This is a genomic window from Streptomyces sp. WAC07094 (assembly GCF_036320405.1).
In the GTDB taxonomy this organism is placed as follows: Bacteria; Actinomycetota; Actinomycetes; order Streptomycetales; family Streptomycetaceae; genus Streptomyces; species Streptomyces lannensis.
Map to the genome: position 1 here is coordinate 741433 of NZ_JAVMJZ010000001.1, position 17347 is coordinate 758779.

The 17347-nt window shown below is 70.3% G+C and carries 15 protein-coding genes and 1 pseudogene; 3 read left to right on the forward strand and 13 right to left on the reverse strand.

Annotated elements, in window-relative coordinates; all coding sequences use genetic code 11:
* Positions 1–29: 29 nt before the first annotated feature.
* On the reverse strand, positions 30–671 hold the full coding sequence (locus tag RCR19_RS03315) for an HAD family acid phosphatase (RefSeq protein ID WP_331263675.1): 642 nt from the start codon (positions 669–671) through the stop codon (positions 30–32).
* A 248-nt stretch (positions 672–919) separates the two neighbouring features.
* Here RCR19_RS03315 and RCR19_RS03320 point away from each other — a divergent pair.
* Together RCR19_RS03320 and RCR19_RS03325 are read left to right on the forward strand one after the other, a co-directional pair.
* A pseudogene (locus RCR19_RS03320) lies at positions 920–1135 on the forward strand (hypothetical protein); the annotation flags it as partial.
* 117 nt (positions 1136–1252) lie between these two features.
* Entirely contained in the window at positions 1253–2650 is a 1398-nt protein-coding gene (locus RCR19_RS03325) for a S1 family peptidase (RefSeq protein WP_331263676.1), read from the forward strand.
* A 74-nt stretch (positions 2651–2724) separates the two neighbouring features.
* Here the strand turns inward: RCR19_RS03325 and RCR19_RS03330 are convergent, their stop codons facing one another.
* The 4 genes from RCR19_RS03330 to RCR19_RS03345 form a co-directional block, all read right to left on the reverse strand.
* Positions 2725–2910, reverse strand: a complete 186-nt coding sequence (locus RCR19_RS03330; protein WP_059128044.1) for a hypothetical protein — start codon at positions 2908–2910, stop codon at positions 2725–2727.
* 122 nt (positions 2911–3032) lie between these two features.
* The gene (locus RCR19_RS03335; RefSeq protein ID WP_331263677.1) at positions 3033–3728 is read right to left on the reverse strand and encodes a L,D-transpeptidase family protein; all 696 of its coding nucleotides are present in this window, start codon (positions 3726–3728) and stop codon (positions 3033–3035) included.
* A 244-nt stretch (positions 3729–3972) separates the two neighbouring features.
* A complete protein-coding gene (locus tag RCR19_RS03340; RefSeq protein ID WP_331263678.1) occupies positions 3973–5349 on the reverse strand; it encodes an ATP-binding protein in 1377 nt (458 codons plus the stop codon).
* 4 nt (positions 5350–5353) lie between these two features.
* Positions 5354–6031, reverse strand: coding sequence for a response regulator transcription factor (locus tag RCR19_RS03345; protein ID WP_331263679.1), 678 nt, complete (start codon positions 6029–6031; stop codon positions 5354–5356).
* A gap of 186 nt (positions 6032–6217) precedes the next feature.
* Between RCR19_RS03345 and RCR19_RS03350 the strand changes: the two genes are divergently transcribed.
* On the forward strand, positions 6218–6442 hold the full coding sequence (locus RCR19_RS03350) for a hypothetical protein (protein WP_331263680.1): 225 nt from the start codon (positions 6218–6220) through the stop codon (positions 6440–6442).
* Between the two features lie 63 nt (positions 6443–6505).
* On the opposite strand, the gene RCR19_RS03355 is transcribed toward RCR19_RS03350, so the two are convergent.
* The 8 genes from RCR19_RS03355 to RCR19_RS03390 form a co-directional block, all read right to left on the reverse strand.
* Positions 6506–7870 (reverse strand): GH1 family beta-glucosidase, encoded by a 1365-nt coding sequence (locus RCR19_RS03355; RefSeq protein WP_331263681.1) that lies wholly within the window; start codon positions 7868–7870, stop codon positions 6506–6508.
* Positions 7871–7899: 29 nt separating this feature from the next.
* Complete coding sequence (locus tag RCR19_RS03360) at positions 7900–8799, reverse strand: carbohydrate ABC transporter permease (RefSeq protein WP_331263682.1); 900 nt, start codon at positions 8797–8799, stop codon at positions 7900–7902.
* Positions 8792–9790 (reverse strand): sugar ABC transporter permease, encoded by a 999-nt coding sequence (locus RCR19_RS03365; RefSeq protein WP_331263683.1) that lies wholly within the window; start codon positions 9788–9790, stop codon positions 8792–8794. Before RCR19_RS03365 ends, RCR19_RS03360 begins: the two co-directional genes overlap by 8 nt.
* A 14-nt stretch (positions 9791–9804) precedes the next feature.
* Positions 9805–11121, reverse strand: coding sequence for a sugar ABC transporter substrate-binding protein (locus RCR19_RS03370; protein ID WP_331263684.1), 1317 nt, complete (start codon positions 11119–11121; stop codon positions 9805–9807).
* Positions 11122–11613: 492 nt separating this feature from the next.
* Positions 11614–12747: a glycosyltransferase family 4 protein gene (locus RCR19_RS03375; protein WP_331263685.1), complete on the reverse strand. Its 1134-nt coding sequence runs from the start codon at positions 12745–12747 to the stop codon at positions 11614–11616.
* Positions 12744–15638, reverse strand: coding sequence for a bifunctional glycosyltransferase family 2 protein/CDP-glycerol:glycerophosphate glycerophosphotransferase (locus RCR19_RS03380; RefSeq protein ID WP_331263686.1), 2895 nt, complete (start codon positions 15636–15638; stop codon positions 12744–12746). The genes RCR19_RS03375 and RCR19_RS03380 overlap by 4 nt, the downstream gene beginning before the upstream one ends.
* A gap of 305 nt (positions 15639–15943) precedes the next feature.
* Positions 15944–16348 (reverse strand): hypothetical protein, encoded by a 405-nt coding sequence (locus tag RCR19_RS03385; protein WP_331263687.1) that lies wholly within the window; start codon positions 16346–16348, stop codon positions 15944–15946.
* 151 nt (positions 16349–16499) lie between these two features.
* Positions 16500–17309: an SDR family NAD(P)-dependent oxidoreductase gene (locus tag RCR19_RS03390; protein WP_331263688.1), complete on the reverse strand. Its 810-nt coding sequence runs from the start codon at positions 17307–17309 to the stop codon at positions 16500–16502.
* Positions 17310–17347 lie beyond the last annotated feature (38 nt).

Below are 17347 nucleotides of genomic sequence, written 5' to 3' on the forward strand. Positions count from 1 at the left end.
TACCGGCACCCTGGTGCCCGAGAGGTCCGTCAGGACAGCTGGCCGTCGTAGTCGGGGAGCTTGAAGGTGCGCTCGGCGTGTCCGCCGACCAGGTCGGAGTCGTTGTTGCCGACGTTCGCGATGATCGTGTAGCCGAGGTCCTCGATCGCGGCGCGCTTGCCCGTCTTGTACTCACTGACCTCGTCGAACAGGTCCGGCAGACTGCGCACGTACAGACCGTCGACCGGGTAGCCCACGGCCTTGAGGTTCCACTTGCTCTCGGACGCGATGATGCCCGGGCGCGCGGTGACGAAGAAGACGGAGACACCGCGGGACTTCGCGTACTTCGCCAGCTCCAGGGAGGGCTTCACCGCAGGGGTGGGGAGCTGGTACCAGGGGTGGAAGTCCGTCTCCAGCGTGGTGTTGTCGATGTCGAAGACGATCGCCGTCTTCTGCCCGGCGGTGTTCGCCGTGCGCTGCTGGACGTACGGCGTCGCCTGGTCGATGACCGCCTTCACGTCCGCCTGCCAAGTGCCGTAGTCGACCTCGGAAGCCTGCGTCGCCGCCGCGCTCACAGCGGTCCGCGCCGGCGCGGCGGAGGCGGTCTGCGCCGCCGTGACCGTGCCGCCGAGGCCCAGCGCCACGACCACCGAGACCGCACCGATCCGGCGTCCCACACCCGGTCTTGTCATGCCCGTCCCTTCTCTAGGGTCCAACTCGCGCCAAAACGGCGACAGTTCTTCGACCGTCGCCGCCGCTTGCCATGCTCACGTCCAAGGATGGACGACAGACGACCGAAAAGTTACTCCCCGGTAGACAGTTACTCGCGAGTAGACTCGTCGTGCGCGCCCGCCGGCCGACGGGAGTGCGCAATCGCCCGGCGGGAGTGGGCTCATGGCATCCGTGCCGCCGGGCCCGGCAGACGGTTCACCGCACCCCCGGGCTCAGGCCGGTCGACTCACGACGGGACCCGACGGTGCAGCTCGCCGACTTCCTCGCCGGGATCGCCCGGAAGATCGCCTCGGACGAACTGAACGAGCGCGTCGACCGTGGGCTCATCGCGCTGCTGCGGCCCTACATGGACGACGACTCGCTGTGCGGCGACGAGCGCAGCGGTGACTCACTGATGCCGTCCTCCGCGTCGCCCACGGGGTGACTCGCACCGCCCGACGGTGAACTCCCGCGCCCCGGCCCACGTATGTAGTGAGGGCGCTCGCCGACCGGAGCGCTCCGCGGTGGTCACGCCGTGCCGTTCGGGGTTCGGGAGCCATGGATGAGGCATGCACGACGACGGATCGTCCGGCGGGGGGCGCGCATCGCGGCCGTCGGCGGAGTGCTCCTGGGAGGCCTGATGGTCACCCAGGCCCTGGCCGCCGAACCGTCCGGCGCGCCGAGTCCCGGCGGCGCGTCCGCGCAGGGCACCTCCCGGACGGTTGCCGGGCTGATGTCACAGCTCGGCATGGCGCGCACCGCGGGCAGTTGGATCGGATCCGACGGGAAACCGGTCGTCGCCGTGACCGACCGGGCCGCGGCCGGCCGGGTCACGGCCGCCGGAGCCCGGGCCGAGATGGTGCGGCACAGCATGGATCAACTCAAGTCGGCCACCGTCGCGCTGAGTTCGGCGCCGAGGGTGGCGGGTACCGCCTGGTCCGTGGACTACCGGTCCAACCAGGTGGTGGTACAGGGTGACAGCTCCGTCTCCGCCTCCGACTGGTCCCGGATGACCCGGCTCGCCCACGACACGGGCGACTTCGTCCGCATGGAGCGCACCGAGGGCAGGTTCACCACCCGGGTGAACGGCGCCCAGTCGGTCATCTCGGCAAGCGGCCGGTGTTCGGCCGGCTACAACGTGACCAACGGGCAGAGCGAGTTCATCCTCACCGCCGGGCACTGCGGCCCCGGCGGCACGCTCTGGTTCTCCGACAGCACGGGCCGGACGGTGGTGGGACGGACGGTGACGTCGGAGTTCCCCGGCTCGGGCGACTTCTCGCTCATCCGGTACGAGAACGGTCAGGAGACACCCGGCGCGAACGTCGTGGCCATCGGCGACGGGCGCGGGGTGCGCATCGCGGGGACCGGTGACCCGGTCGTCGGGCAGCGGGTCTTTCGCAGCGGCAGCACCACCGGCCTGCACGACGGCCAGGTCACCGCGCTCAACGCGACGGTGAACTACCCCGAGGGAACGGTCACTGGCCTCATTCAGACCACGGTCTGTGCCGAACCGGGAGACAGCGGGGGCCCGTTGTTCTCCGAGGGCATCGCGCTCGGGGTGACGTCGGGCGGCAGCGGGGACTGCCGGTCGGGCGGCACGACGTTCTTCCAGCCGCTGACGACGGCGATGTCGGCGCTCGGGGTGCGGCTCACCGGGCAGTCAGGGGCTTCGGGGGGCGCGACGAACCAGGCGCCCGCCGCCCCCGCACCGTCCACCTCGGCCGCCCAGGGTGCGGCCGTCGCACCCGGTGCGGGGACTCCGGGGTCCGCGGCACCCGGCGCGGTCCAGGAGGTCGGCACCAAGGGCAGTTTCGTGACGCGGCTCACCGACGTACGCAACGTAGGACCGGGGCTGCTGGTCATCGCGGGCAGTCTGGTCGCCCTGGTGGCCACCCGCTACATCCGCTCGGAGCACGAGCGCAACGCCTACCGCCGGGCCTACTCCGGCACCTGGGGCTGAACTGGAGGGGGGACGGTCCCCCTGGCGCCCGGCCGGTCGACGGGGGACGGCGCGCAGTGCGCGCCGTCAGGCCTTCACGCCGCCCGGGTGGGATCCGGGGAGACCGTCGCCCATTCCATGACGAGCCGCTGGTACTCCCGCCGCTCGTCCATGTTCAGCATCCCGCCGCTGCGGAACCACAGGGCCCGGATCTCCTCGTTGACCTCGTCGGCGGAGCGTTCCGCTGCGGGTTCAGGAGTAGTGGGCATGGCGTGAAGCATACGGGGCCCGGCGTGAAGGCGCTGTGAGCAATCAGGCACCTCCCGGCATTCCGGACCGTGAAGCTGATCACTCCGTACGCGTCCGGTCCGGCCGTCCCCGGGACGGCCGGACCGGGTCCGTGTCAGGTGCCCGGCTTGCGGCCGTACACGAAGACGTCGTCGCCGGACTTGAGCAGCGACCAGTACTTCTTGGCGTCGGTCTTCGTCATGTTGACGCAGCCGTGCGACCCGGGCGGGTTCCACATGCTCAGGCCGACGGAGTGGAAGGCCTGGCCGCCGTCGAAGAACTGGCTGTAGGGCATGGCCACGTTGTACAGGCTCGACACGTGGTCGATGTCACGCCAGTAGATCTTCTTCAGACCGGTTCGGGTCTCGTAGCCGTTGCGGCCCGTGCGGACCGGGACCGGACCGTACACGAGCCGGCTGCCGTCCTGGATCCAGCTGAGCTGGAGCGTGAGGTTGACGCAGGCGATACGGCCCTTGTTGACCGGGCACTTTCCGTCCTTGTTGGGACGCTTGCCCACGGCCTTCTGCTTGTTCATCAGGTCCATCACCCCCCAGGTGACGGGTCCCGCGTAGCCGATGGTCGGGGTGATGCCGTGCTTCTTCTGGAAGGCCTGGATCGCCTTGCAGTCGGCGGCGGACTGCTTGCCGTCGACCGGGCGGCCGAGGAACTTCTCGACCTGCTTCTGGTACGGCCCCTTCTGCGTGGTGCAACTCGCGGCGTCGGCAGGCGCGGTGCCGAGTGCGAGCGTGAGCGGGGTCACCAACGCGGTGACCCCCAGTGCGACGGCACCCCGTCGGCGTATGTCCCCCATGGCGGCCTTCCATCCTCATCTGCGCGCCCGTGTGCGGCGCGTTCCAGCTTGCCTGCCAGATAGACAGGCGACGGGGCTCGCTGGTTGTAGGACGGGTGGCACTGCGACGAAACGGTGACATTCCGTCGACCACGGACGTTCCGCCGGAATCCGCCGGAGACGGACCCCTGGGCCCGGTGCCCCACCCGGGGTCTGCGTGGAGCACCGTGATCGCCCGGCCCGGGGTGCCCGACCGGCCCCTCGATCACGCATCCGTGGCAGGGATGCAGACCACGACGCGTGCCCCCGGATCGTTGTCCTCGATGCGGATCCGCCCGTGGTGCGCAGCGACCAGGTCGTGCACGATGGCGAGTCCGAGGCCGCTGCCTCCCGTGTCCCGGGCGCGCGCCGAGTCCAGCCGCGTGAAGCGGTCGAAGACACGGCTGCGGTCGGCCGCCGGGATCCCTGGCCCGTCGTCGGCCACGGCCAGGCACGCCTGTCCGTCCCGGACGCGCAGGCTCACGTCGATGCGTCCGGCGGCGTGGCGGAGTGCGTTGTCCAGCAGGTTGCGCACGACCCCGGCGAGGGCGTCGCCGTCGCCGCACACACGGGCCGCGCCGACGGCGCGCTGGTCGACGACGAGCGGTGTGCGCAGTCGCGCGTGGCGTACTTCACGGAAGACGACCTCGTCCAGGTCCACCGGACGTCTGCGCAGCCTCGGCCGGGCGTCGAGACGGGCCAGCCGCAGCAGGTTGTCGACGAGCCTGGACAGCCGTTCGCTCTCCTCGACCAGGGCCGGACCGCGGGCGTTCCAGTCCGCCGAGGCCGGATGCCGGACCGCCACCTCGAGCTGGGTGTGCAGGCTGCTCAGCGGACTGCGCAACTCGTGGGCGGCGTCCGCGACGAACCCGCGCTGCTGACGTGCCGAGTCGTCCAGTCGGGCGAGCAGGTCGTTGAGGGTCCGGGCCAGCCGTCCCAGAGCGTCGTCGGCCGGTGGGACGTCCAGCCTGCGGCCCAGGTCGCCGGCGGTGATCTCCGCCGTCTGGGCGCGCAGGTCCTCCACGGGCCGCAGCGCCCGACCGGTCAGCATCCAGACCACTCCGGTGAGCAGGGCGACCGCCGGCGGCACGGAGATGGCAAGCCCCACCGTGAGCAGGGCCAGGTTGTGAGCCACTCCCGCGGTCGGCACGGCCACGTACACCGTCGCCCGGTCGCTGCCTCCGCCCGCCGCGAGACCCACAGCCCGCCAGCCGCCGTCCCCCTTCAGCGGCAGTCCGCGCACGCTGTGGGCCACGGGCGTGCCGGAGGAGGTCGGGGCGAACGAGAACAGCGCGGGTCGGCCCGCCAGATTCGCCGAACTGGCCCGCACCCCGCCCCCGCGTCCCACGACCTGGACCGCGGTGTCACCGTTGCCCGTGGCCGGAATGATGCGGGGCAGGCTGCCGCTGTCGGCGTTCGCCGCGATGACCTGGGCCTGCTGGAGCGCGGCCTGGTCGAGCCCGCTCAGAAGACTCATCCGCAGCCACACCGCCAGCAGACAGGCCGCGCCGACCAGCGCCGCTGCGATCATCAGGGCGGCCGCGGCGGTCAGTCTGAGTCGCAGGGAGCGACGGGCCCAGCATGCCGGGACACGGACGCGCACCCCTTCACCTCCCGGTGCCGCTCAGCCGGTAGCCCGCGCCGCGCACGGTCTCGATCGTCCTGCGGCCGAAGGGAGCGTCGATCTTGCGCCGCAGATAGCCGACGTAGACCTCGACGATGTTGGTGTCACCGTCGAAGTCCTCCTCCCACACGTGCTCGAGGATGTCGGTCTTGCTGATCACCTCGTCGGGGTGCCGGAGCAGGAATTCCAGCAGCGTGAACTCCCGGGCGGTGAGGGTGATCTCACGGCCCGCCCGGTGGCAGCGGTGGCCCGCCGGGTCCAGGGCGAGGTCGCCGGCCGAGAGCACGGCGGGCCGGGCGGGCGCACCCCGGCGCAGCAGCGCCCGCAGACGGGCGACCAGCACCACATAGGAGAAGGGCTTGCTCAGATAGTCGTCGGCGCCGAGGTCGAGGGCGTCCGCCTCGTCGTACTCGCCGTCCTTCGCGGTGAGGACGATGACGGGGGTCCACACGTCGGCCGCTCGCAGCCGCTTCAGCACCTCGTAACCGGACATACCCGGCAGCATGAGATCCAGGACGATCACGTCGTACGGCTCGTGCACGGCCCGCCAGAGCCCCTCGACGCCCTCGTACACGACATCGGCGACGAAGCCCTCCTCGGCGAGCCCATCAACGATCGCCTCGGCGAGCCCCCGTTCGTCCTCGATCACCAGCACTCGCACGGGCCGACCTCCCCTCCACCCTACGGAGAGGTCCTCAACGCCGCGCGCCGACGGGCCGCGGCGATCTCGGGGCGACTGCGGTGCCGATGGCGTCGGATCTCTCAGGCTCCTCTCAGCGGCGCTGCAGCAGTCTTGAGCCGACGGAAGCGCGAGGGCTTCCGCGCCTGTCAGAGAAGGAGAGACCCGATGACGAACGTCCGACGCAGGGTCGCACTGATCGCCGGCACGATGCTGCTGGCCGGCGCGGCGAGCAGTGGGGTCGCCCTGGCGAGCACCCCGACGGCGGCGCCCACCACGGTCCAGACGGCCTGGGCCCAGCACGGAGGCCATGGCGGCCACGGACACTACGGCGGCCACGGCCACCACGGAGGTCACGGCCACCACGGCGACCATCGCGGCTACGGCCGGTAGGACCGCATCGATGCGTCGCCCGGTGCCGGTTCGCGCCGTGACGCGCGAACCGGCACCGGCACGTCAGGCCGCCCGTCGCGACCGGCCCCGGTGGTCCCGCACGATGTCCGCGTACAGGTGCCCGGTGCCCTTGATCGTGCGGACCTGCGTTTGGTAGTCGACGTGGACGAGGCCGAAGCGCTTGTCGTAGCCGTACGCCCACTCGAAGTTGTCCAGCAGCGACCAGGCGAAGTAGCCGGCCAGCGGCGCGCCCTTGCCTGCCGCCGACGCGCATGCCGCGAGGTGCTGCACCAGGTAGTCCTGGCGCTCGGGGTCGTCCACGGTGCCGTCGGGGCGCACGACGTCGGGGAAGGAGGAGCCGTTCTCGGTGACGTACAGCCTGCGCGCGCCGTACTCCTCGGTGAGGCGCAGCAGCAGCGTCTCGATGCCGCTCGCGTCGATCTCCCAGTCCATGCCGGTGCGCGGCACACCGTCCAGGCGCAGCGAGCGGGCGTGCGGGACCGGCCCGTCCGGGTCGTCGGCGACGGTGGCCGGGAAGTAGTAGTTGAGCCCCAGCCAGTCCAGAGGTGCGGCGATCGTCTCCAGGTCGCCCGGGCGCTCGGGGAGCTCGACGCCGTAGAACTCGCGCATGTCCGCCGGGAATCCGCGGCCGTGTACCGGGTCGAGCCACCAGCGGTTGACATGGCCGTCCATCCGGCGCGCCGCGGCCCGGTCCTCCGGGCTGTCGGTGGCGGCGTGCACGGTGGAGAGATTGTTGACGATGCCGATCGCCGCGTCCGGTACGGCGGCGCGGATGGCGGCGGTGGCCAGGCCGTGGCCGAGGAGCAGGTGGTACGAGGCACGGACCGCGGCGGTCAGATCCGTCAGGCCCGGGGCCATCTTGCCCTCGAGGTGGCCGATCCAGGCCGAGCACAGCGGCTCGTTGAGCGTCGTCCAGTGGGTGACGCGGTCGCCGAGACGTTCCGCGACCACCGAGGCGTACGCGGCGAAGTGCTCGGCGGTGTCCCGCTCGGTCCAGCCGCCCCGGTCCTGGAGCACCTGCGGCAGGTCCCAGTGGTACAGGGTGACGGAGGGGGTGATGCCCGCCTCCAGCAGACCGTCGATCAACTCGTCGTAGAAGGCGAGGCCCTTGGCGTTCACCGGGCCGTCGCCGCCCGGGACCACCCGGGGCCAGGCCACGGACAGCCGGTAGGCGTTGGTGCCGAGCTGCTTCATCAACCCGACGTCCTCGCGCCAGCGGTGGTAGTGGTCGCAGGCGACGTCGCCGTTGTCGTCACCCGCGATCTTTCCAGGAGTGTGCGAGAACGTGTCCCAGATCGAAGGCGAACGGCCGTCCTCGGCGACGGCCCCCTCGATCTGGTACGCCGATGTGGCCGTGCCCCACAGGAAGTCGTGCGGGAGCGCGGCGAGGTCGATGCGTTCGGACACAGAAGCCCTTTCAGGTATAGGCGTGTCGGTCACTTCACGGCTCCGGCGGTGAGCCCGGTGACCAGGTAGCGCTGCAGCAGCAGGAAGCCCGCGACCACGGGGACGCTCACGACGAGCGAGGCGGCCATGATCTGGTTCCAGTAGACGTCGTTCAGCGTGGAGTAGCCCTGGAGCCCGACGGCGAGGGTGCGGGTGGTGTCGTTGGTCATCACCGAGGCGAAGAGCACCTCGCCCCAGGCGGTCATGAAGGCGTAGACGGCGACGGCGACGATGCCGGGGATCGCGGCCGGCACGACGATCCGGAAGAGGGCCCCGAGCGGCCCGCAGCCGTCCACCAGTGCCGCCTCGTCCAGATCACGCGGCACCGAGTCGAAGTACCCGATGAGCATCCAGATCGAGAAGGGCAGCGAGAAGGTGAGATACGTCAGGATCAGCCCGCCGCGGGAGCCGAACAGTGCGATTCCGGTGGCGTTGCCGATGTTGACGTAGAGCAGGAAGAGCGGGAGCAGGAAGAGGATGCCGGGGAACATCTGGGTGGACAGCACGGTGACCGTGAACACCCGCTTGCCGCGGAAGTTGTAGCGGCTGACCGCGTACGCGGAGAACACCGCGATGATGACCGAGCAGATCGTCGCGGCGCCCGCCACGACCAGCGAGTTCACGAAGTACCGGGCCAGCGGGACGGTCGACCAGATGTCGATGTAGGGGCGGAAGGTGAGGCCGCTCGGCAGCCACCTGAACTTCCCCGTGACGTCCGCCAGCGGCTTGAGCGAGCTGGAGATCATCACATAGACCGGCACCAGTACGAAGACCGTGAGCAGCGTGAGGAAGATCCCCCGGGACCACAGGAAGGACCGGGGCGGGGCCATCGGCGAACGCGGTGTCCGCGAGGTGAGCGGCGGCTGCGGCGCCCTGGTGGTGCTAGACATCGGCCGTCTTCCTTCCGCGGGAGGTGAGCAGCAGGTAGACGCCCGTCACGACGAGCAGGAACAGCAGCAGCAGGACCGACATGGCGGAGCCGGTGCCGAAGTTCCAGGTGACGAACGAGGCCTGGTAGATGTGGACCGAGATGAGGTCCGCGGCCTCCGGTGCGGCCTTGCCGAACAGGACGTACGGCGTGTTGAAGTCGTTGAACGTCCACAGGAACAGCACCAGGATCAGCACCTGGTTGACCGGGCGCAGTGACGGCAGCGTGATGCGGCGGATCTGCTGCAACATTCCGGCACCGTCGAGTGCGGCGGCCTCGTACAGCTCCTTGGGGATGTTCTGCAGGCCGGCCATGACGATGAGGAAGGCGAACGGCCAGCCCTTCCACACCGACACCACGAGCAGCGCGACGAAGCTGTTGTCGCCGATGAGCCAGAAGGAGGGCTTGTCGGTGAGGTGCAGCTGGTCGTGCAGGACGTGGTTCACCAGGCCGTTGTCGTGCTGGAACATGAACACCCAGGTGATGACGGCGGCGTACACGGGCAGCGCGTACGGGACCAGGAAGAGTGCGCGCAGCAGGCCCCGGCCGCGGAAGGTGTCCTGCATGAAGACGGCGGCCGCCGTGCCGATCAGCCAGCACAGGCCCACCGAGAGCAGGGTGAAGCCCACGGTGACCAGGAACGAGTGGAGCAGCGCGTCGCCCACGGGGGCGTTGAAGTCCAGCGAGACCTTGTAGTTGTCGAAGCCGGACCAGGGCGCGGTGCCCCAGTCGCGGATGTAGAACTGCGTGAGCTCCTTGAAACTCATCACGATGCCGATCACCATCGGCACCAGGTGGACCAGGAGTTCGAGCAGCAGGGCGGGCAGGAGCAGCAGGTAGGGCAGTCCGATGCGGCGGATCCGCCCGGTGCGGCGCGGGCTGCGCGCCGCACCGGGGGAGTTCTTGCGCACCGTCCGCTCGCCGGTGTCGGCCGAGGCGGTCGTGGTGGTCATGTTGGTGCCCGTGCTCACTTCGTCGGCATCTGCTGCTGGGCCTTCTGGAGCTTGGCCTTCACCGACTCGGTGGTCACCGGCCGTCCGGCCGCGGCGTCGGCGAACAGCTCCTTGACGGCCGTACCGACCGCCGTCTCGAACTGGGACTCGTCGGCGACCTGCGGGAGCGCCGAGGCGCTCTTGGCGAGGGTGTCCTTCAGCACGGCGTTGGACGGCGAGGTGAACGCGGAGTCCTCCTGCGCGGCCTTGACCGGCGGGATGGAGCTGTAGGCCGTGTTGAGGACCTTCTGCTCCTCGTCACTGGTCATGAACTTCACGAACTTCGTGGCCCCGTCGAGGTTGTGGCTGTTCTTGAAGACGGCCAGGTTGATGCCCGCGACCATCGAGTTGACCTGGTTGCCGGTACCGGGGGTGCCGGACTGCACGGGCACCGGGGCGATGCCGTACTGGTCCTCGCTCATGCCCTGCGACTTGAGGTTGGCGGCCGCGGACTGCCACAGCAGCATCGCCTGCTTGCCCTTGGCGAAGTCGCTCACGGACTGGTTCTGCGCGTACTCCGCGTTGCCCGTCGGGATGACCTTGTCCTTGGCCATCAGATCGACGTACTGCTTGACGGCCGCCACCACGCCGTCGCTGGTGAAGTCGGCCTTGCCGTCGGGGGTGAAGAAGTCTGCGCCGTGCTGCTTGCCGAAGACGAAGACGTGGTGGATGTTCTCCGACAGGTTCGAGCCCTCGGCGCCGAGCACCGACTTGCCCTTGGCGGAGATCTTCTTGCCGTCGGCGATCAGCTCGTCCCAGGTGACCGGCGGCTTGGCGATACCGGCATCGGCGAAGATCTGCTTGTTGTAGTAGAGCGCGTACGCCATCGAGTACAGCGGTACGGCCGCCGGGTCCTTGCCCTCGGCTCCGGTCGAGCCGAGCGCCGAGTCGACGAAGCGGTCCTTGCCGCCGATCTTCTCGAAGTTCTTGGCGTCCCACGGCAACAGTGCGCCTGTGGCCTGCAGGGAGGCGCTCCAGGTGTTGCCGATGTTCAGCACGTCGGGGCCCTGACCGGAGGTGGTTGCGGTCAGGATCCGGTTCAGCAGGTCAGACCAGGGGACAACCTCCAGCTTGACCTTGATTCCAGTCTGCTTCTCGAACTTGTCGAGTTCGGGCTGGAGGACCTTCTTGTCGACCTCGATGCTGGCGCCCTGGTTGGAGGCCCAGTAGGTCAGTGTCTTGGGCGAGTCGTTCGACCCTCCGCCCGTAGACGAACCGCCTCCGCAGGCCGAGGCGGCAAGGGCGAGAGACATGGTGACGGCGCCGACGGCCGCGGCTCGGATGCTGCGCATGGCTCCTGGTGTCCCTTTCCGGGAGTCGTGTACGCCGAGGAAGGCTTCGGATGACACACGTTCGACTTCCGAAACCCTCACGGCTTAATTTAGGACGTGAGTTAAACCCCGCGCGAAACCCACGTCAAGGGATCCGGCAGGGGTTAATCGCCGGCGGGCCGCGACGCGGGCGGCCCGGTGGGCGCGGTTCGACCTCCACAGGGCATGTGACCTGCGACGGAGGGAGGGACCCGGCGTACTGCAACGGTTGGGTCTCGACGGGCCGACGGACCCTGGGCCGAGCCGCCGCCGCGGCTCGGCCGGGAGGGCCGTCCGGCGGGAACACGTCGGCAACCTCTGACGGATCTCCGACCGTCGCTCGCGGCGCTGCTTTCAAGCTGCTGAGACGGCTCCCGGACGGAACGGTGAAGCAGGCCTCACACCGTTCACTTCATGAACCCGCGTGCCCGCGGCTGACGGAGCGTGCCCCGGCCGTCGCCGGGGCACGCTCCGTCAGCGCTCCAGGAAGTCGAAGAGCTCCTCCCAGCGACGGGTGATCACTTCGGGGGCGAAGCGCCGCACGTTCTGCCGCGCCTTCTCCCCCATCGTGTCGCGGAGACTCTCGTCGGACATCAACCGCACCAGATGACGTGCGAGTTCGGAGGTGTTGCCGTGCCGGGCCAGCAGCCCGTCCTCACCGTCGGCGACGATCTCGCGCACCCCGGGAGAACAGTCGAAGGCGGCACACGGCACCCCGCAGGCCATCGCCTCGAGGAGGACGAGCGGAAAGCCCTCTCCGCGCGAGGACTGCACGAACACCGACGACCGCGCGAGCGCCGCGGTGACATCGTCGGTCCGCCCCGCCCACTCCACCGAGTCGTCGAGCCCGAGCTCCGTGCACTGCTGCCGCAGCACGCCCTCGTGTTCCCCCGAGCCGTAGATGCGCAGGATCCAGCCGGGCTGTCGCGGTGCGGCCTCGGCCCAGACGTCCAGCAGCAGGTCGACGCCCTTCGCATGGCTGAGCCTGCCGATGCTGGCCACCACCTTCTCGGTGCGCGGCGAGGGGGCGACGGGCGTCAGCGGCAGCGGATTCGGCATGAAGCCGACGTTGTTGAGGCCCTCCGCCACCCAGCGGTCGGCGTCCTCCTGGGTGAGGACCAGCAGCCGGTCCACGTCCTTGTAGTGACTGCGCACACGCGCGAAGCGCGACGAGCGCCTGGAGGCGTCGAAGGATTCATGGCTCATACCGATCACCGGATGCCCGGCGGTGTCCGCGAACGCCACCCACTCCATCGCCCAGACCTGCGTCACGACGATCACCGCTCCGGAGGCCGCGGCCCGGAACAGCCGGGACATGCGTTCGGCGGCGACGCGCATGTCCGCCTCCTGGCGCCGGACGGCCGGATCGATGCGGCCCAGGGGGAAGCGGGGCCTGCGCCGGCCCGGGGGCCGGCGGTCGTACAGGGTGAGCGTCTCGAACGGCGGATCCTCGCCGAGGTCCATCGCCACCTCGGGCGGGGCGATGCCGATGATCCGGACCCGATGGCCGCGCTCCGCGAGCAGCCGGGCCATCTGGGCCTGCCAGCGGCCCACGCCGCCGAGCTCGTTGACCTCGTTGGCGACGAAGAAGATCTCACGCTGCGTCATCGGGCCTCTCCCGCAGGGCCGAAGAAACGGTCCACGATGCGAGCCGCCGCGTCCCCGCGATCGTACTCACCGTACTTGTCCACGAACTCCTTGAGCTGCGCCTCGTACTGGGTGACCACCGCGGGCAGGTCCGACACCGCGGCGAACAGTTCGTCCTCGGTACGCGCGACCGGGCCGGGAGCCTCCTGAAGCAGGTCGAAGTACGTGCCGCGCATGTCCTCGGAGTACTCCTCCCAGTCGTAGGCGTAGAACACGAGCGGCCGGCGCAGCAGTGCGTAGTCGAACATCACGGAGGAGTAATCGGTGATCAGGGCGTCGGCGAGCAGCAGGAGCGGGGTGATGTCCGGTTCACCGGTCACATCGAGGACCCGGTCCGCCACCGACGGCGGCAGAGCGACCCGGTTCAGGTAGTGGGAACGCACCAGCAGGGTGTACCGGTCACCGAAGCGCTCGGCGAACCGTTCCACGTCGAAGGGGAATTCGAAGGCTCTGACCGCGCCGTCGGGGCGGGCGCGGAACGTCGGCGCGTACAGCACCACACGCCGGTCCGGGCGGACACCGAGGCGTTCGGCGAGCCGACGCAGTTCCGCGTCCGGAGCGCGATGGTCACGGGCCGCCCGCACAAGAACGTCGTTGCGGGGATACCCGGTGCGCAGCAGCTTCTCCTCGGGGAGGCGGTAGGCCCGGCCCAGGGTGCGGACATCGTGCTCGCTGCGGACCACGAAGTGGTCGAAGCGGTCCAGCGCCTCTTGGTAGGAACGCTGTTCCTGCTCCGACATCACCCGGTGGGTGGGCTCGTCGAACCCCATCCGTTTCAGGGCCGAACCGTGCCACGTCTGGATGTACGTGGTCTCCGGGCGTTTGGCCAGCCGCAGCGGGAAGCCCTGGTTGTCGATCCAGAACTCGGCCTGCGCCAGCGCCCTCAGGTAGCGCCAGGACCACCGGCGGACGAGTTCGGCGTCCTCGGGGAACCCCTCGGGCCTCGCGCCCGAGTAGGACCAGATGGCGGTGACGGGCAGCCGGCGACGGCGCAGTTCCTCGTGGACGGCCCGCGGACTGTCGCTGTACTGCCGGCCCAGATGGCTCTCGAAGACGACGGTGCCCTTGCGGACCGGGAGCAGCCGGAGCATGCGGTGGTACACCTGGACCTTGCGCGCGCCGGAGGCCAGGTCCCTTCTGACGGCCCGGAGCATGCGGTAGGAGCCCTTGACCGTCCTCGCCGCCGGGCCCTGCAGGTTCCGGTCCACGACGGCCCGGCCGTGCCGGGCCGCGGTGCCCTGCTGGGTGAGCCGGAAGGCGAGATGCCCCTTGGCGGAGACCTGGGGTTCGAGCCGGTCGGCCACGAGCCGGCTGAGCCGGGGCTGCACGGGCACGGACGCGGCGTTCTCCAGGTCGACGCGACCGGCCGTGAGCCGGGTGGTCGTCCTCTTCCCGTCGGCCGTCAGATGCATCCGCACGTCCCACACCTCGTCGACGACGCCGAGCGGCCGGAACCGCGCCGACAGCGGGACGACGGCCTGCCACGTGATCCTTTCGCCCTCATGACGCACCGTCCGCACCGGGAACCGGAACATCTGCAGACTGCGGCGGCGGGCCCGGAACTCCAACTCGGCGGTGAGGTCCGCGTCGGCGGCGACCGTGTGCAGTGGATTGACCATCGCGCCCTCGAGCACCACCAGATCCCCGCGCACGGCGTAACCGGTGAGCAGATTGCGCAGGAACATCCCCTCCAGCGGCTTGCCGTGGTGGCCGAGGCCCGTGACGTCCATGACCGCCCGCGCCTTCGGGTCGTCCAGGTACTGGTCGCACCAGTAGACGCGGCCCTCGCGCTGGACGAGCGGAGCGGAGATCTTGTTCCGGTTGATCAGCGTGTCCACGGCCGGCATCAGATTTTCCCAGTCCTCCCGCATCAGCAGGTGGGCACAGATCGCGTGCACCCGGTCCAGCTCGGCGTACGCCTCCTCCGGGAAGTCCTGAACGTAGCCACGCGCCAGCTCGGCGAAGCGGTGCCGGTAGTCGTCGTCGAGGAAGGGCAGTTCGCGCAGGTAGAGGACGAGGTCGTGCTTGAGGAACTTGATGTCCTTGTGCAGCTTGAGCCCGTCGAGTCCGCGCCGGTCCAGCACGGCGTCGATCCGGCGGTGGATCTCCAGCCGGTCCGTGAAGTTGTTGATCTCGTGGCGCCGGTTGCTGATCGACTTGGTGGTGGACTTCTCCACCACATGCCAGAAGTAGACGGTGTTGGGGATCAGCGTGATCCGTCCGGCGGCCAGATAGGCCTGTGCCGAGAACAGCAGGTCCTCGTAGTGGATGCCGCGCGGGAAGGTGAGCTCGTTCTCGACGAGGAACTCACGCCGGTAGCACTTGTTGGTCGACAGGGTGTCGAAGACGAACAGGTCCGGCAGCTCGGCGATGGACTCGACGGTCCGTGTGGACCGGTACAGCCACGGGTACCAGGGGACCCTCTTGTCGTGCCTGCTGTCGGTGTGCACCCGGACGCAGAGTCCGGAGACCAGATCGGCACCGGTGCGGTCGGCCGCTTCGAGCATGTTGCGGCAGGCATTGGGTTCGAGGGTGTCGTCGCTGTCCAGGAACATCACATAGCGCCCGCGCGCCACGGCCAAGCCCTGGTTGCGGGGCTCTCCGCAGCCGCCGCTGTTCTCCGCCAGCCGGCTCGCGCGCACACGGCCGGGGTGACCGAGGGCGAGTTGCTGCGCGACACCGTAGGAGCCGTCGGTCGAGCAGTCGTCGACGACGATCACTTCGACGTTGCGCAGTGTCTGGTCGAGTACGGAGCGCACTGCTGCCGGGAGGCGCCGGGCATCGTTGTACACGATGACGATGACGCTGATGTCCGGCACCGCGGCGCCTGCCTCGGGGGTATCGATCGACACGGCCACCTCTCGTCTCGGATTCGGCTCTCCGGACGGCGGACCTGTCCCCGCCGCGGATCGGCGGCGTTCCGCGAGGGCATCCCGCGGACAGGGTGCGTCCGGGTTCGGCACGGGCCGGCGGCCCCGCACCCTACAGGGTCGCCGTGTTGCGACTCACCGCGGCCAGAGCGGTGCCCCACCTCCTTTCTTCCACGCTACGTGAGGACGCGGCCACGGAGATCCCGCGGCGCAGTCGGCGTGTGCCGATGCGGCGCCGCCCCGCCGGAACGGCGCGGCGGACGGCCGGGGCGCCGGTGTGCCGGGCATCAGCGGGCCCGGTGTTCGCAGGTGCAGCGCGCCGTGGCGACCGCCTTGCGCGACGGCGCCCCCGAGCCCCGGGGGGCCGTTCCGTGCGCGAAGGCGGCGGCCACCGCGTTCTCCCGTGCCGCCTCGCGCAGCGACGGCGGGACCCCCCGTCCCCGGAGACCGGCGGCCCCGTCCGGAGCCGGCCGGCCGACGGCACACACGGCGATCACCGTCGTACGGCCGGTCACACCGAAGGGCAGGTGGGCGCGCGCGCCCGTCCCGTCCGTGCTCCCGGCGACGGGCGGCAGCCCTTCCGGGCCGGGCATCCCGCGCTCCCGCCGGGCCAGGGACGTGCCCTGGCCCGGCGGCGGGTCGGCGGGGAGCCCGGCACCGTGAACGGCGCGCTGTCCGGTGAGGTGGGTCATCGTGCGGTCCTGAAGGGAGGGGGACTGCATTGTCTTCCCCGTGCCCCGCTCGTGTACCTCCCGCACGCCCGAGCGGACCAAGCCCTTCACCTGATCGTCGGACCGGGTCGGTGGCTGCCGGTGCCGAGGAGCCGCGCGGCCACCGGTTTCCCTAGGGCCTGGAGCCGCTCTCCGCGACGGCCCGCAGAGCCTGGTGGAACCCGGTGTTCACCGCGAGCAGACCGCCGTCGACGTGCAGCGCCGTTCCCGTGATCCACGCGGCGTCCCGTGAGGCGAGGAACGCGACGGCGGCCGCGATGTCCTCCGGTTCCCCGACCCGGCCCAGCGGGTAGAGCCGGCTCACCGCGTCCAGTTCCGCGTCACGGCCTTCCCACCCGGTGGTGCGGACCGTACCGGGCACCACGAGGTTGACCCGGACGCCGCGGGGGGCCGCGTGTCCGGCGAGAGTGCGGGTGAGGGACGCAAGGCCCGCCTTCGCGGCGCTGTAGGCGTGGTTGCCGAAGTCCTGGGCGCCGTTGACCGAGCCGATGTTGACGATGGCTCCGCGCCCCGACGCGACGAGGTGCGGCAGCGCCGCGCGGCTGCAGCGGTACGCGCCGGTCAGGGTCCGGTCGATGTCGCGGGCCCACACCTCGTCGGACTCGTCCTCGAAGAGCGCGGCGTCGGGGGTGCAGCCGTAGGCGTTGTTGACCAGGACGTCCAGCGTGCCGAAGACCTCGACGGCATGGGCGACCGCCGCCTCCACGTCGTCCCGGTCCGTGACGTCGCACCGGAACGCCTCGGCCCGCGCACCCTGCTCGCGCAGCACCCCCGCGGTCTTCTCGCCCTCCGCGGCGTCCACGTCGGCGACGAGTACGGCGGCACCCTCCTGAGCGAGGCGCCGTGCGGTCGCGGCGCCGATGCCGCGCGCCGCGCCGGTGATCAGGATGCCGTACCCCTCGAACCGCCCCATGTGATCCATGTCGCAGACGCTACAGCGCCGACGGGCGGAGAGCGCCG